Source organism: Cytobacillus horneckiae (assembly GCF_002835735.1).
Classification (GTDB): Bacteria; Bacillota; Bacilli; order Bacillales; family Cytobacillaceae; genus Cytobacillus; species Cytobacillus horneckiae.
The window spans coordinates 1-15,088 of record NZ_PISD01000058.1; the positions used below are offsets into that span (position 1 = coordinate 1).

The following is a 15,088-nucleotide window of genomic DNA, read 5'->3' on the forward strand; positions in this document are numbered from 1 at the left end:
TAAATGCGCGTTATTCACCTGAAGCACTTTCTTATTCTCTGGTTCAGAGGAATAAATGCGCGTTATCCACCTAAATCTTATACGAATGCTCCGCTTCCGGCTAATAAAAATAAATTTAATCATACTGAAGCAGAAGAAAAGTCACCAATGCAGCACATGTGCTTTGATTACTTCTGTAGATTTACATTCTTATAGCTTAATAGTATTAAAAAAATCCCCTGTAAGCTTGTAAATACCTTTATATTCATCAAAATGAGTGAACTTGCCTAAAAAGCAATGGGGTGCTCCTTTATCTTGCTCTCTTTCAAGTAGTTTAAAATAGTTATTATTAACTTAAAAACAATTTTTATAGAATTCCATATATAATATTGATTAATTTAATTCTAATTTAGCTTCATAACTTCAACATAAACTCCTCTCCATTTAATATTATTTCTCTTTAAAATTTTCATAAATATTGTTGAATTCCTATTCAGTTACAGCATAAAACTGCAACTTTTCATTAGTCGTCCAAAACGACAGGTCAAAACCACTGGCACCTTCATGAAAATTGCCTTCCAACTTAGTTTTTTTACCATCCACAGTAGTGAAGAGCTCTACCATAAGTCCATCTGTTATTCCGTTCAAATCATAACTGGTTTCTTCATACGAATTGTTTCCACGTCCTTTGTTAGTCATCATAAGAAGAGTACCTGCCACTTCACCCTCGAGAGTGGCTTCATTGATTGTCAGGAGCAACTGATAAGAATCGTTCGCTCTGGAGTATAGAAATCCATATATACTATTTAGGTCAGAGAAAAGCTTTTTTAAACGGTTTTTCTCTTTTTCTTCCATTTGATCGATGGCGATTTGCAGCTCTTGCTGCATCGTTTTTTCATTCTTATTGAGCTCTTCTTCATTAACCGCCTTGAATACTTTGTTACCCTCTTCTCCTTGTTTTTGTATGAAAAGATCTTCTCCAGAAATCCAAGCGTCTAACAAGATGATATCGCTACCCTTATTCACCTTAAACTCATACCCTTTTTCAGTTGATTTTCCAGTCAGGTAATATGTTTTTTCTTCTATAAACGGTATTTCTCCCCTCACTTCCATGATTTTCTGTCGATAAAATTTACCCTCCACCTTTCCATTTCGACTAGTTAGTTCGAACCAATTAAGGGTGCCTTTATCACTGTATACAAATGCGTCAAACTTGTTTAGCGGATTCTTTCTTTCTTTCATTTCTGATGCAGCCCACAAAAATGCTATACCAAGCAGCACCCCAATTACAGCTGCCACTCCCATATATGTTAATTTCTTCAATAGGTTTTCCTCCTATACTTTTATTCAAAGAATATAAGTGATTGTGGCTTGCTTCATGGGAATAAACGCTATTTATCCCGCTAGTTTAACCCCTTTGCAAAATAGGAAAAAGCAAAAATAATTCCAACTCGTGAGATAAAAATTTGTAAATGCTATACTAATAGTAATCCATACAGGAAGGAGCATTACACATGTGCTGCTCATGTTGTCCGGTTGTTGAAAAACACCTTATCTAAGAAGAAAAATATTAGATAAGGAGATTTAATATGCTTATTCAAAAGGAAATGATTAAAACTGTTAAAAATAAATGTTCTCATGATTATTCAATCTTAGCTTGCATGATGTATGGCTCCTTTACTAAAGGAGAAGGAGATCAGTATTCAGATGTTGAGTTTTATATATTTATTGCCGACGATGTCATCAATCATTTTAACTCAAGGCATTGGATATCTGAAATAGCGCCTATTGATATGCTGTTTTCCAATGAATATGGAACAGAAGTAGCAATTTTTTCTAATATCGTACGTGGAGAATTTCATTTCCTTCCTGTATCAGAAATAGGAATAATAAAAACCTTCAAATCTACAGGCGTTTTTCCAGATACTAAGTCTATGCATATTTATGATTCTACTGGACAGTTAAAACCTTTACTTGAATATTTAGGTGGAACTGGCCCTGATAGAATGACGAATGAAAATGTGAACTTCGCTTTTAATAATTTTGTAAATGCTTGGCTGATGGGTGTAAACGTAATGAAAAGAGGAGAGTTAGCACGCTCATTAGAGTTATTAACATCTGTTCAAAAGAATGTACTGCAATTAATAAGGGTAAAAGAAAAAACAGTTGAACGTTGGTTAAATAGCACGAAAAATCTTGAGCAGGATATAAGTAAGGAAGCTTATAATGACTATGTCTTATTAACGGCAAAATTAGATGCGAACGAAATAAGGCATGCTTATATCAATGCTTTAAAAGTAGTCGAAAAGCTGTACAATTTATTGGTTACATCATACGCAACCGATATAAATAAAGAGATGATAAGTAAACTTTACCACCATCTAAAGAGTTAACTTACGGATGAAGAAGTACACAGTATCTATGCTGTGTACTTCTTCCTATTAAATCTCACTCAGCTATCCCAGTATGCCAGCTAAATTTCATTTATTATATAGTTAACATAAACAAAAAGAGCGATTACTAAGCTTATTAATTAACATCTTACATATTTACGTTTGAAACCAAGCTTCCCTCTATCAATTTCTTTTTGGATACTTTCGAAAGCGTTTAGGAAACTGCTTTTTTTCTTGTCCCGTTTGACTTCTACGATACCTATTTCCTTTGCAGTCTCTGCTGCCTTATCATGCAGCGGTAAATAAGAAATCGCTACAGTATATAGAAAATTATTCATAGCAGATTTCGTACGTTCTGGAGAATCATGAATCGTATTTTTTACAAGATCAAGCATATTGGAGATCTTGCTTTCGGAAAATTCATTGTCTTTGCGATTTCCTAAAAGCCAGCAGTAGCAACTCCAGCCCGCTGACATTCTCAGCTCGTCACCGCTTGCAATCCATTTATCAGCCACGTCTTGTGCAATATCTGTCTCTGATAAAGTTACTGCCACCACATAATCGGAGAGCATATAAAAATACGCTCCATCCATCCAACGATCAAAATCCGACTCAGTCATCGCTTTTGGGTCTGCAATAATGCCGGCAAAGTACATTGCATCGTAGTTACCTGTTGCATAAAGCTCTTCGGCTAAAGGCTGATTTATTTTTATTTTCCTTGCGATTGGCTTCATCGCACCTGTAGCTACGCCAAAAAGCGGCTCATGCGCACCATTGGATATGTAGATTTTTTTAGTTCGTTCCTTACTGAGGGCTTCAAGCTCCTGCATTACTGTTTCGAAATCCATCGTTTTGCACTTCCTTCATTAATATTAAGACCCATTATTAATAACTAGTTTATATTCTTTATCCAAGCTTCCATATTTTCTCGTTTTTCTTTTTCGAGTTTATGTACCATAAGTATAAAATAAAAAATGTGACAGCTCAAATTGATTAAAGCATTGCACGAGTCGGTCAACTAAGAAATCTTGAACAAACTGCTATTAATATGCAGGCGATAACGGCAAAACTAAATCTTCGCTAAGTCAATGGAACCCTCTATCGTCTTATTTATCAGCGTTGTTTGTATGTGACTTTTTCAATATAAAAGGGAGGGTCCTAAATCCCCTCCCAAAATTCATCGTAATCGACCAAAATAATAGATATTTTTTCAAATTCATTTTAATTTTAACCACTAGCTAACCCAATGCGCTGATCAATGTCGATTCTATGATTGAATACGTAAAATCGGTTTAATCGCTTCACCTGTTTTCGAAGCTTCAAAAGCTGCGTTTATGTCGTTAAAGTCATAAAATGTGATCAATTTGTCGAAAGGAAATTGTCCCGCTTTGTAGTATTCTACTAATTGTGGGATGAAAACATTTGGAACAGCATCGCCTTCGATAACGCCCATCATTGTTTTTCCTTCTGCCATTAAATCGTTATGCACATCGAAACTCATTTCTGGAGTGACCCCAACTATTGCTGCAACTCCCAATGGTCGCAATGCTTGTAAACTTTGACGGACAACTTGCGGTACACCAGTTGTATCTACAGCATATTTTGTCCCGCCATTAGTTAATGATTTAATTTCATTTACGACATCGACTTTGGTACCGTTGAATATATGTGTGGCGCCTAATTCTAATGCTAATTGTAACCGTGAATCATGAACGTCTACTGCAATAATTGTTTTACAGCCGACAATTTTCGCAGCCATAATTGCACTTAACCCGACAGCTCCGGCACCATAAATAACAATAGTAGAACCGAATTCAGGTCTCATTTTATTTAGAACAGTGCCTGCACCAGTTTGGATACCGCATCCAAGTGGGCCAAGTAAGGCTAAATCTACATCTTTATCCACTTTCACAACATTTCTCTCATGAGCAATTGCAAATGTGCCAAATGAAGATTGGCCGAAGAATGTTGATAATTCTTGACCGTCTAATGATAAGCGGTGTGTATAATCATCATGTACACCGCCGAAGTTTAAGTCATTAAATGTATCACATACGGTTGGATGCCCAGTTAAACAATTTTCACATCGGCCACAATGAGCAAATGATAATACTACATGGTCGCCTTTTGTTAAATGCGTTACACTTGAACCTACCGCTTCGACAATCCCCGCTCCTTCATGGCCAAGTACAGCTGGCAGCGGTGCAATCGCTGCATCCCGAGCGACAGCATCTGTATGGCATACCCCTGTTGCCACGATTTTAATTCGTACTTCATTTGCCTTTGGCTCTGCTAAATCCACTTCCTTTATAACAAATTCTTGTCCTTGACCAAGCGTTACTGCTGCCTCAATCTTCATATAATCCTACCCCTTTGTGACATATTTACTAAGAACACCATAATCGTAATTCTTTTTAAAACGGGGTACAATATTGTAAAAAGAATATACTTATTCCTTTTTACACATAAGAAGTGTGGTGAATGAAGTGCAATTATTACAATTACAATATTTTTTAGCAGTGGCAAAGACAGAGCATATGTCTAAAGCGGCGCTTAGCCTCAATATTACGCAATCTTCATTAAGTAAAATGATTCGGCGTTTAGAGGACGAGCTTGGTGTACCTCTTTTTATTAGACGCGGCAAATCTATTCATTTAAGCGAATATGGGCGTTATTTTGCTAAAGAAGCTGAAAAAGTGATTCATATATTAGAAAATGCACATGAGACCATTCAAGAAATGGCAGGCATTGAAGGAGAACAAGTCACTGTAAGCGTGATGAGTTCAACGATCTTACCACCTGTATTTCGCAACTTTTATAAACGCCGACCAAATGCGCGCATTCACCAAACGATATTACCAGACGTGATTGCCAAAGAAAAATTAATAAAAGGTGAAATTGACTTGAGTATTTCCAATACACCAATCACTGGTGAAAATATTGAGTGGCTGCCCGTTGTCAAAGAAAATTTGGATTTAATTGTTCCAAAGAGTCATTGGCTTTCCCAATATGATGCAATAGACTTGATTGAGGCAAAAAACGAAAGATTTATAAGCTATAAATCCGGCTTAGAGTCCATAAGTAATTACGAACAATGCTGCCTGCTTGCAGGTTTCCAGCCCAATATCGTATTTGAAGGAACGGAATTATCGATCGTGCTACAGCTCGTCAATGAAGGGGAGGGCATTACATTTTATCCTCAGTTTTCTTTTCTTGGAGAACAACTACCCAATACAAAAAGAATCGAGATAATATCACCTGAATGCTATCAAATGGTAGGATTTGCATGGATGAAAAATCGCGAGTATCCATACGTTGTTAAACAATTCCGTCAGCATATGATTCAGCAATTTACAGAGATTCAACAATTGAATATAACCTCAGAACAGCACAAGTAATGATAGAAGCGGTCAAAGACCTAACTTCCTCGATAAAGGGAGTATGAAAAGAGTTGTTGAACAAAAAAATCACCTTTCAGCAAACTAAAAAGTGATTAATTAGTAGAACTATACTATATTACAGATTTAATTTAATTAATATTGTGCTTTCTGAAACTGCCGCCCTTCACTTCTGCTACATCATATACTGTAATAAAGGCTGCTTCGTCAATTTCATTGATGATTTCTTTAATTTTGCTTTCTTCTAACCGGTTAATAACACAGGTGATTTCCTTAAACTTTTGATGGGAGTATCCTCCGTATACTTCGTTATAGGTTGCACTTCTTCCTAAACGATCCCTTATCGTCTCTACCATTAATTCTGGTTCGGTTGTAATGATCTTAAAGGTTTTCGAGCCGCTTAATCCTTCTTCCACAATATGAATCACTTTAGAAGCAATAAAATATGCAATGGCAGAAAGGATAGCCCCTTGTAAGCCGAAAACAGTTGAGACAAATATGAATACAAACATGTTTAAAAATAGAATGAGATCACTTGTCCCAAAAGGTAATTTGCGAGATAACAATACGGCTAACATATCAATTCCATCTAATGCCCCGCCATTACGTAATGCTAAGCCCATCCCAAAGCCAAGGATAATCCCGCCAACAACTGTAACTAGCAAAGTATCTCCTTCAATAATCGTCGGAATATGGTGCATAAGGCTTGTACTAATGGCAAGGGAGGCTATTCCGATAATCGAATAAATTGCGAAGCTCTTACCAATTTGCCGGTAACCAAGCCAGACAAATGGTATGTTAATCACCGCAATTAAAACGCCGAGTGGTATGCCAAATAGCTGTGAACCTACGATGCTAATTCCTGTCACACCTCCATCAGATACATTGTTTGGAATTAATACTGCTTCTAATCCATATGCTGCTATAAATCCCCCAATAATAATCAATAACCCTCGTAAAATCATTTTCAATTTATTAGGCTTATACTTTTTGATTGTACTCATATTATTCCTCTCTTCAACCCTTTGTAAGATAGCTTTTGTTACTAATTGGATAATCAAATTTCTCCTTGTTGAATCCGGTTAATTAACTTTTCTAGCCAATAAATTTTATCATCTATACTTTTGGAAAAATAACTACCCAAAAATTTCATCAGCTTCTCATTATCTTTATCTTTCGCAATTTTACTTTCAAAGCGCTTTGCAGTACCCCAGCGAACTTTTATATTTTCCACCTTTCTTTCTAGTATTTCCACGACCTTATCACGATTCACATACTTGAGTGTCGCTATGCCTATTACCATCTCATTAATACTATCTGCATCTTCAAATAGCTGATAGATTTTATTAGATAGTTCTTGACGGCCTTCATCCGTAATCGCATATACTTGCTTATCAGGGCGGTTTTCTTCTTTTATGATTTCGACGGCCTCAATTAAACCTTTTTTTGCTAATGAATCAAAATGATAGTACAGTTTACTTTCTGTTAAACCGCCTAGCTCATCCAATGGAATCGGCTTTGAAAGCTGTTTTTTTAATTTATAGGGATAATTATTATCCTCCATTAGCTTGCTTAAAATAAAAATTTGAATGGACATTCTTTATGCTCCTTCAAGAAGAATTACTCCTTACGTATAGCAAAACTAAGCTGAGACTTCAGCTGCATTTTTAATACTTTCAGGATCTTTCTGGTGCCTAATCATCTACTTCAACTTCTGAAATGGGCCTATGCATAAAAGTGACAATTGAGATTAATGAATAATGCAGCTACCTTCATACTCAAAACAAAGTACTCAAATTTAACTATTTTATAGTTTATTTTATTGTTTTGTTGAAGTCAATTAATAAATTTTCAAAATGTGGCAGGCGGTATGCCTTAGGAGAGAAACAAAAGCCCCCTGTTAAGCAGATTAATAGGGAGCAATTTTACTATATTTCTCTAGCAATCATTACGCTCGTATAGGTTTATTATTCTAAGAAACCAAATAAAGGTAGCAATACGAACTGCTCGCTGAACCCGTTTCAGTTTGTTAAATTTACTGCTATTTAAAATTAAACATATTTTCTATTTCTTCACTTGCCTTTGGCAATTCCATCCCTTTTTCCCAAATCAGTATATTATCTTTTGGCGTCCCGTAATATATCTTTTTTATTTCCTCGTTACGACTTATTTCTTGGTCCTTAATATCAATAAAATCATACCCTTTTTCCAATGTATATGGCGGTTGAGACTCTTCCTTAATTATCGGCCGTAAAGGAGTAATAAAAAAGTTTCCTTCCTTGTCCATATCGTATTTCAATCTATTCAAACGATAACCATCAGTTAGTTCGGCATCATATACGATTTTCCCATCTTTCAATTCACTAACGTTCTTTATCTCCACCATCTCAGTTGGAACGGTAGTGATATTCCAATGGAATAAACCGAAATACCCCAAAACGATAAGAGAAATCGATAACGCACTAATGATTACTCCTTTTATAAAAGATTTGAATTTTGAACGTTTCCATAACTTAGACATACTTTTTATAACGTTACTATCTATTTTATTTTTTTCAAATTCCTTTTTCGGAATGTTCATATCAAGACTCATTCTATCCAATTCTTTTTTGCAGCTACCACACTCTTTAAGATGCTCGTCAACCATTTTCCTGGTCTCTCCGCTACATACATTATCATGATATAAAGGAAGCATATCTTTGATAATATTACATGATATTTTTTTCACTTCTATTCCCCCTCTAACATACTTAGTATTTTTTGTTTAGATCGGTGAAATGTGACTCTAGCCCAGCTCTCCGTCTTTCCGAATAGCTGGCTTATTTGTTTAAAGGATAATTCCCCAAATACTCTAAGTGTAAATACCTCTTTATACGGTTCATCTAAGCAATGCAAGACTTTATGAATACGGAAAGTTTCTTCTTTATTTAAAATCATTATTTCAATACTATTCTTACTTACTTGTTCTTCTATATCTTCTGTATCATAACGTCTTTGTTTATTTTGGTAGGTGAAGTATGTATTTTTGGCTATTTGGCAAAGCCATACATTTATCTTGCAATGCCCGTTAAATTTATCAATACTTTTTAAAGCTTTAAAGAACGTCTCCTGTGTTATTTCTTCTGCAATTCTTTCGTTTCGGCTTATCGATAATACAAAAGAATAAACTTCTCTAAAATATTGCTTGTATATACGCTCAAACTCTGCCACATTTCGACCTCCTTTCATATGTAAGACTAAGTTAAAGAGATTTCGTTACAAAAAATTTAACATTCACCTTGGAAAGTATCACTCATTTAATTATACTTCGTTCAAACAGCCTGTCTCGTTTCTTAAACATAATAAATAGGCATTCCTTATATAAAAGGAATGCCCCAGAGTGACTTCGAAAGTAATCATAAGAAAATGAAGTTAGATTTGGAGAGGTATCCGCTCGAACCGATAAAAAGCGAGCGGTAAGCCTCGGAAAATCCCAAACTTTTCTTTTATATTTTGAAAATGACCTAATACCTTACTTACTTCTGCGCTCAATGAGGTTAATCCCTACTCCCATCGCCACTACGCCAATCAACAGCATAAACAATAGAGACATCATAACATCTTGTAGGCCGGCATCATAGAATATTACAGACATGATTGCCTCCATGGCATGTGCTAATGGAAATAGATCGGCAACAAACAATAACACAGGATTTGTAATCGTTCCTGGCATCATATAAGCACCGCTGATGAGCGGAATGAGCGGAATTAATGAAGGATAGATGGCGTAAAATTGCTCTGGCGTCCTTACAAAGCCAGTAATTAACATGGCAATACTAATCATGCTAAATGTAAAGAAGGCAGCAATCATCATTACCAACCAAAGATTATCGCCTACTTCATAATTCATTACATACTTAAACAGCAGCAGTACGACTATAATTTGAAACATAGTTATTAGAAAGCTATATAACACATAACCGCAATACATGCTTGTTTTCTTCATTGGTGACAAAATCATCCGATCCCAAATACCAGAAACCTTGTCATTTGTTACATTGTTCACCTTTAGCCCAAGAATAAACATCGAAATCAAGAAGGTAAAAGCGAACAATAGCTGGGTGCTCATGTTATACTTAGGAACTTGTTCACTATCGAGTCCTTGCGTTTCTAGCTGAAAAGGTGCATCCGCTAAATAGCTCTCGATTTCGCTTCGAACATCTCCTTCTCCTCGTGTTTCCGCAATTGCACTAATTTGTGCCTCCCGTTGAAATACTTTTTCAACATGTTGTTGAACATACGAAACGCTCGGTAGTTCACTTGTGGCGACCAATCTGTAATCCGTTTCCATTAACATTACTGCCACATCCATATTCCCATCTTTTACATTTTCCCGTGCTTTCTCCGGATCAACAATTTCAAATTTAAAGGAGTTATCGACATTCAACAACGATTCCCACTTTTTCTCGATTTCTGACGCATTCTCTTCCTCACTAAAAATAGCCACAGTTGTTGGCGAATAAACACCTCCAGCAAATAAAAGGGTAGCGAGAATACTTCCAGCGATAAATAATAAAATAAATAACGGGCTTCGTTTATCTTTACAAAATTGCACCCATAATACTGAATTCACTTCGCTTTCCCCCTTTGCGGAAACAAGACGAAACCAATCAAAGTAAATAGTAAGAAAAACCCTGTCAATAAAATACTTGGCTTCGCTATAGATGATAGCTCCTCAAATTGTATCCATTCCGTTAACATCACTAAAAATAGACCATTTGGTGTCCATTCGCCAATCTGTTGCAGCCAATCGGGTAGCATATAAATTGGCACAAAATTCCCTCCGATAATTCCAAACAGTAAAATAACCAACATGAAAATACCATTAGCCGCATCAATATCAGTCACCCTTAGTGAGATGGCTGTAAAAACAGCAGCTAAGCCTGACAGCGCCAGCGACAGCAAGAGTACCATTGTTATGAGGCCAATCCAAAAGGTCATGGAACGATTCGGAAATACATCGAGGATAAAATGGGATACGATAATTACAAAAATAATCTGCAGCAAGACTAAACAAATCGTCGACACCATTTTCCCGATTAAAAATTGCATTGGATGACTATTCGTCAATAAGATTCGGTTGAATACTTGTTCCCTAATTTCTACACCTGTTTTCGTTGCAGCTGTAGCTACTAGAAATAAGGCAAACAACACCCCCATTGTAACCGTAAAATATTGGGTCATTGTAAAAGTTTCACCCGCGCCTATTTCTTCAAAACCGCCTTCAGGCAGCTTCACTTCTACCTCTGAAGTACCTGCTATTTCCTGTATTGCAAACTGATAATTTAAATGATCAATAAATCCGTGAATGATAGAGTATAACGTGCTGCTGTTATTCGTTTCTTTCTCCAGCTTATATTCCAATGAAGTAGCTGGCGATCCTCCGATAAAGGCCGCATATAAACTATCTGCAGTAAACCCATCAGGTATGATAAGAATAGCGTCCAGGTCTCCATCTTTGACTTTATCTACTGCCTCGGACTCTTCAAGCTTATGAACCGTCACCCAGTCTTTCAAATCTTCACTTTCTAAAAATTCGAACAATAGTTGAACCGGATGTACATCATTTGCTTGCTTAACTAATGCCTTTGCTTCCTGATCCCCTATTGAGGCTTCATTAACCAATTTTTCGTTCAACTGTACCATTGCCTCTGCTTCGTCATCCTGATTGACGACAGCTAACTGTAAATCCAAGGATGACTGCCCATCATTACTAAACAAACCAGCAAATGCAAAATTCAACACTAAGACTAAAATGATAGGCAGTATAAGTACGGTAGCAATCTCCTTCCGATCGCGCCAAAAAATTAACAAATCCTTTTTTATAAAGCTTCGCATCACTACACCTCCTTAATTTCGCAGCGTACGGCCGGTTAATTGAAGGAATACATCCTCCAAACTAGGCGTCTCAGTATGAAAATTAATCAATTGTAGATGATGCTGTTCAGCAAGATGAACGAGCTTACTAATCAAATTACTTCCTTTCGTCGCGATAATTTTCAATTGCAAATGAGATGCCTCTACCTTACGAACCCCTTCAATTGTCTTAACTTGCTCAACAAAGGTTTCGTCCAGCTTATTTAACTCCACTTTTATCGTATCCTCGGTTGACAAAATGCTAAGCAACTCAGCTTTTGTTCCTGCTGCAATAATTTTGCCGTGATCCATAATATATAATCGATCACAGAGCTGTTCAACCTCTTCCATATAGTGGCTAGTGTAAAGAATCGTCGTTCCATCCTTTTGATTTAACATGCGTACAGTTTCCAAAATATGATTTCTTGATTGCGGATCAATGCCGACAGTAGGCTCATCTAATATTAAAATTTTCGGCTGGTGCAATAAAGCTGCTGCAATATTAAGCCGTCGCTTCATACCGCCAGAATAGGTCTTTACTAAGTCCTTTTGGCGGGCTTCCAAGCCGACAAATTCTAAAGCTTGTTGGATGCCTTTTTCTAATTCCTTCCCTGTCATTTTATAAATCGCACCAAAAAATTTAAGGTTCTCATATGCAGATAGCTCCTGATATAGCGCTAATTCCTGCGGAACTACACCTGAAATCCTTCTAATTTCTCCAGGTTTATCGATTGTGTTAACGCCATTCAGTTTTATTTCACCGCTTGTAGGCTTTATCAACGTTGATATCATTGAAATTGTTGTAGATTTCCCTGCGCCATTTGGACCTAATAACCCGACTGATTCACCGTTGTTAAGATATAGATTAACATCCTGCACAACCTTCTTACCCTTGAATGACTTGCTTAAATTTATTGTTTCAAGCATATATTTGCCTCCTTTATTCTTCGATTTCTTATATGCATCTTAAAATAAAAAAACCAAAGTCACTACTGACAATGGTCACTCTGCAATCGCACTGTTATTACTTTAGTCATTTTTTTATTCTTATACGAGACGATGGCGTATCGCATAAATGGCTAATTGTGTCCGATCCCTTAATTCCAATTTATCTAAAATGTGGCTTGTTTGATTTTTGACAGTACCTACCGAAAGGCCTAATCGCTCTGCCACTTCCTTATTGTTCAGTCCTTCGCCAATACACTTTAATATCGCTCTTTCCCTTGGTGTTAACGTCGGGTTAATTTGCTTTTCTTCTTGGTTTTCCTTTTGAAGTAAAACCGGCATTACTTTCGCTGCCACCTGATCTTCCAGAGAAAGGCCGCCGCTCAATGCGCTTTTAATCGAACGTATAAGCGATTCTGTATCTCCATTCTTCAGCATATAACCACTTACACCTAACTTTAGCGCGTCAAGCACATATTGATTATCGTCAAAAGTTGTGAGCATAAGAATTCTCATATGAGGATAACGCGAGCGCAGTATTTTCGCTGCTTCAATTCCGTCCATTTCCGGCATGCGAATATCTAAAATTGCCACATCAAAAAACTGTTTCTCACATAAACTGACCGCTTTCTTACCATTATCAGCTTCGCCTGTTACTTTCATTTCATCATCAGTTTCAATCATTGCCTTTAAGCCTTGGCGGACCATCACCTGATCTTCTGCAAGCAACACCTTTATCATACTCCCCACTCCGATCTGTTAATACTATCATGCCTCGCACGACAAATTGGTGCTCATCATAATCGATTTCCAATAAACCGCCTACTTTTTCTAAACGATCTCGCATCGCTTTCAATCCATATCCTTCTTGAAAAAAGGAATCAACCTTAGTAAAGTTAATCACTTCAAAGCGAAAAATACTCCCGCCAGGCGATTCAAATATCACTTGCGCCTCTCTTGTAGCACTATGCTTCATAATATTCGTCAATGCCTCTTGTACCGCCCGATAGATTGCAAAGGATTGCTCGCCTGTTAAAGGAGCCGCAAACGCTCCATGCTTGACAGAAAAATTAACTTTCATAAAGCTTTCCATTTCTAATTTACGAATAAGCCGGATTACGCCTTGCAGTCCGCCTACTTCTCTTTGCTTAAAGGACTTCACTGCCTGCCTTGTTTCCTCTAAGCTTTGCTCGGCAAGCTCTTTTAGATTTTCAATCATTTCTTTGTCCTTCTCAGCTGCAGTTAAGCGAAAAGCCTCAAATTGCATGAGCAATGCTGTAAGTTTATGACCAACTGAATCATGGATTTCATGACCAATCAGCATCCTCTCATCCAGCCTTGCTTGTTCTTCCTCAATAACAAGCTGCCTTTTCATCCTTCTGTATTCGTCCAGCAAGATATCATTGTTTATTCGTGCAGCTTTCTCCCGCGTATATATGACTTGATAATGCAACAATGCGATAGTCAATAAAAGATAATAAAGACCGCACCAAGCTAATTGTGAAGCAGTAAGAGTCGTTGCCAACACAATTGCAGCAGCGGCTCCTAGCTGAACGCCTATCACAATCAAACTTTTTAATCGGGAAAGATAAAAAACTGCTTCAGCTATTATTAACGATTGGATTAAAATTACATATGGATTCAACAAATTGTCTATAGGATAAAAGATAATGGTTGTTATAAGCGCTTGTATACAAAATAAAATTGTTTGGATTAACGGTTTTTCTGTTAAAAGGGGAAGAAGAAACAATATGATAAAAAAGATACTCATACTAATCAGCCGGCTTTCGTTTAGCTCCGGCGGCAATTCAAAAAAAGCAAATGTCCAAATAATACATTGAATCCCAAGCCAAATAAAATACGTTTTTTTCATATATATACTCCTTATAATACTCAGGAAATAATATCCATCCTCTACTCAAAAATTATACTATGATTCACTGAGCCATGCACCTTGATTAGGCCCACTTAACAATTAAAGTCCGTTGTGATTTTTGAGATGGAATCTCGAATTTTCTCAAACCTAAATGGTAAAATTCATTAAATCAGTATGTAGAGATATTGGTCAATTTATTGTGGCCAAAAATATATGCTGTTTGTATGGATATGTGTCATCCTATTGGTAACACTTGTAGCCAATCCAATTGTTATTAGACTCGTTCAAAAATAATTAATTAAAAGCCCGTACAGCCGATTTTTTTTCAATCAGTCGGCTTTTTGTATGCAACGTTATACATATGTACACCACTCGAATAATTCTTTATTGGTCCCACTGCCCGTTAGTCCAATAAAAAGGCTGATCTTGCTGTTGATTGATCACTATTATTTCTACTCATAAGCCGAACAACAGTAGCTGATAGTAGAAGAAGGAGATTGCGCAAACTAAGTGGGTGGTTAAAATTCTTATAGATTGGATGGTTCATCAAATTAAAAATTACATTATAATAATTTTTGATAAGCTTAATCTAAAGCTTTAAA

At 36.6% G+C, this 15,088-nt stretch carries 14 protein-coding genes; 2 read left to right on the plus strand and 12 right to left on the minus strand.

What is annotated here, in order from left to right:
* Nucleotides 1-468: 468 nt before the first annotated feature.
* Complete coding sequence (locus tag CWS20_RS22055; RefSeq protein WP_066193969.1) at nt 469-1,302, minus strand: hypothetical protein; 834 nt, start codon at nt 1,300-1,302, stop codon at nt 469-471.
* Between the two features lie 266 nt (nt 1,303-1,568).
* Here CWS20_RS22055 and CWS20_RS22060 point away from each other — a divergent pair, with 266 nt between their 5' ends.
* The gene (locus CWS20_RS22060; protein ID WP_066193966.1) at nt 1,569-2,372 is read left to right on the plus strand and encodes a nucleotidyltransferase; all 804 of its coding nucleotides are present in this window, start codon (nt 1,569-1,571) and stop codon (nt 2,370-2,372) included.
* 140 nt (nt 2,373-2,512) lie between these two features.
* Here the strand turns inward: CWS20_RS22060 and CWS20_RS22065 are convergent, their stop codons facing one another.
* Both CWS20_RS22065 and CWS20_RS22070 read right to left on the minus strand, forming a co-directional pair.
* Nucleotides 2,513-3,220: a DNA alkylation repair protein gene (locus tag CWS20_RS22065; protein WP_066193963.1), complete on the minus strand. Its 708-nt coding sequence runs from the start codon at nt 3,218-3,220 to the stop codon at nt 2,513-2,515.
* A gap of 419 nt (nt 3,221-3,639) precedes the next feature.
* Nucleotides 3,640-4,731, minus strand: a complete 1,092-nt coding sequence (locus CWS20_RS22070) for an NAD(P)-dependent alcohol dehydrogenase (protein ID WP_066193960.1) — start codon at nt 4,729-4,731, stop codon at nt 3,640-3,642.
* A gap of 127 nt (nt 4,732-4,858) precedes the next feature.
* Here CWS20_RS22070 and CWS20_RS22075 point away from each other — a divergent pair, with 127 nt between their 5' ends.
* Complete coding sequence (locus CWS20_RS22075) at nt 4,859-5,770, plus strand: LysR family transcriptional regulator (RefSeq protein ID WP_066193957.1); 912 nt, start codon at nt 4,859-4,861, stop codon at nt 5,768-5,770.
* Nucleotides 5,771-5,901: 131 nt separating this feature from the next.
* On the opposite strand, the gene CWS20_RS22080 is transcribed toward CWS20_RS22075, so the two are convergent.
* From CWS20_RS22080 to CWS20_RS22120, 9 genes are all read right to left on the minus strand, one after another.
* Nucleotides 5,902-6,774 (minus strand): YitT family protein, encoded by an 873-nt coding sequence (locus CWS20_RS22080; protein WP_066194340.1) that lies wholly within the window; start codon nt 6,772-6,774, stop codon nt 5,902-5,904.
* A 53-nt stretch (nt 6,775-6,827) separates the two neighbouring features.
* Entirely contained in the window at nt 6,828-7,367 is a 540-nt protein-coding gene (locus CWS20_RS22085) for a PadR family transcriptional regulator (protein WP_066193954.1), read from the minus strand.
* Between the two features lie 444 nt (nt 7,368-7,811).
* The gene (locus CWS20_RS22090; RefSeq protein WP_083957277.1) at nt 7,812-8,498 is read right to left on the minus strand and encodes a zf-HC2 domain-containing protein; all 687 of its coding nucleotides are present in this window, start codon (nt 8,496-8,498) and stop codon (nt 7,812-7,814) included.
* Nucleotides 8,499-8,500: 2 nt separating this feature from the next.
* On the minus strand, nt 8,501-8,980 hold the full coding sequence (locus tag CWS20_RS22095; protein WP_101226393.1) for an RNA polymerase sigma factor: 480 nt from the start codon (nt 8,978-8,980) through the stop codon (nt 8,501-8,503).
* Between the two features lie 301 nt (nt 8,981-9,281).
* Nucleotides 9,282-10,382: an ABC transporter permease gene (locus CWS20_RS22100; protein ID WP_066193945.1), complete on the minus strand. Its 1,101-nt coding sequence runs from the start codon at nt 10,380-10,382 to the stop codon at nt 9,282-9,284.
* Nucleotides 10,379-11,647 (minus strand): ABC transporter permease, encoded by a 1,269-nt coding sequence (locus tag CWS20_RS22105; protein ID WP_066193942.1) that lies wholly within the window; start codon nt 11,645-11,647, stop codon nt 10,379-10,381. The genes CWS20_RS22100 and CWS20_RS22105 overlap by 4 nt, the downstream gene beginning before the upstream one ends.
* Nucleotides 11,648-11,659: 12 nt before the next feature.
* Entirely contained in the window at nt 11,660-12,592 is a 933-nt protein-coding gene (locus CWS20_RS22110; protein WP_066193939.1) for an ABC transporter ATP-binding protein, read from the minus strand.
* 120 nt (nt 12,593-12,712) lie between these two features.
* The gene (locus CWS20_RS22115; RefSeq protein ID WP_066193934.1) at nt 12,713-13,351 is read right to left on the minus strand and encodes a response regulator; all 639 of its coding nucleotides are present in this window, start codon (nt 13,349-13,351) and stop codon (nt 12,713-12,715) included.
* Nucleotides 13,287-14,483, minus strand: coding sequence for a sensor histidine kinase (locus tag CWS20_RS22120; protein ID WP_066193932.1), 1,197 nt, complete (start codon nt 14,481-14,483; stop codon nt 13,287-13,289). Before CWS20_RS22120 ends, CWS20_RS22115 begins: the two co-directional genes overlap by 65 nt.
* Between the last annotated feature and the right edge of the window lie 605 nt (nt 14,484-15,088).

Coding starts and splice junctions, on each gene's coding strand:
- CWS20_RS22060 (WP_066193966.1), top strand. CDS start 1,569: ATGCTTATTCAAAAGGAAATGATTAAAACTGTTAAAAATAAATGTTCT.
- CWS20_RS22065 (WP_066193963.1), bottom strand. CDS start 3,220: ATGGATTTCGAAACAGTAATGCAGGAGCTTGAAGCCCTCAGTAAGGAA.
- CWS20_RS22070 (WP_066193960.1), bottom strand. CDS start 4,731: ATGAAGATTGAGGCAGCAGTAACGCTTGGTCAAGGACAAGAATTTGTT.
- CWS20_RS22080 (WP_066194340.1), bottom strand. CDS start 6,774: ATGAGTACAATCAAAAAGTATAAGCCTAATAAATTGAAAATGATTTTA.
- CWS20_RS22085 (WP_066193954.1), bottom strand. CDS start 7,367: ATGTCCATTCAAATTTTTATTTTAAGCAAGCTAATGGAGGATAATAAT.
- CWS20_RS22105 (WP_066193942.1), bottom strand. CDS start 11,647: ATGCGAAGCTTTATAAAAAAGGATTTGTTAATTTTTTGGCGCGATCGG.
- CWS20_RS22110 (WP_066193939.1), bottom strand. CDS start 12,592: ATGCTTGAAACAATAAATTTAAGCAAGTCATTCAAGGGTAAGAAGGTT.
- CWS20_RS22115 (WP_066193934.1), bottom strand. CDS start 13,351: ATGATAAAGGTGTTGCTTGCAGAAGATCAGGTGATGGTCCGCCAAGGC.
- CWS20_RS22120 (WP_066193932.1), bottom strand. CDS start 14,483: ATGAAAAAAACGTATTTTATTTGGCTTGGGATTCAATGTATTATTTGG.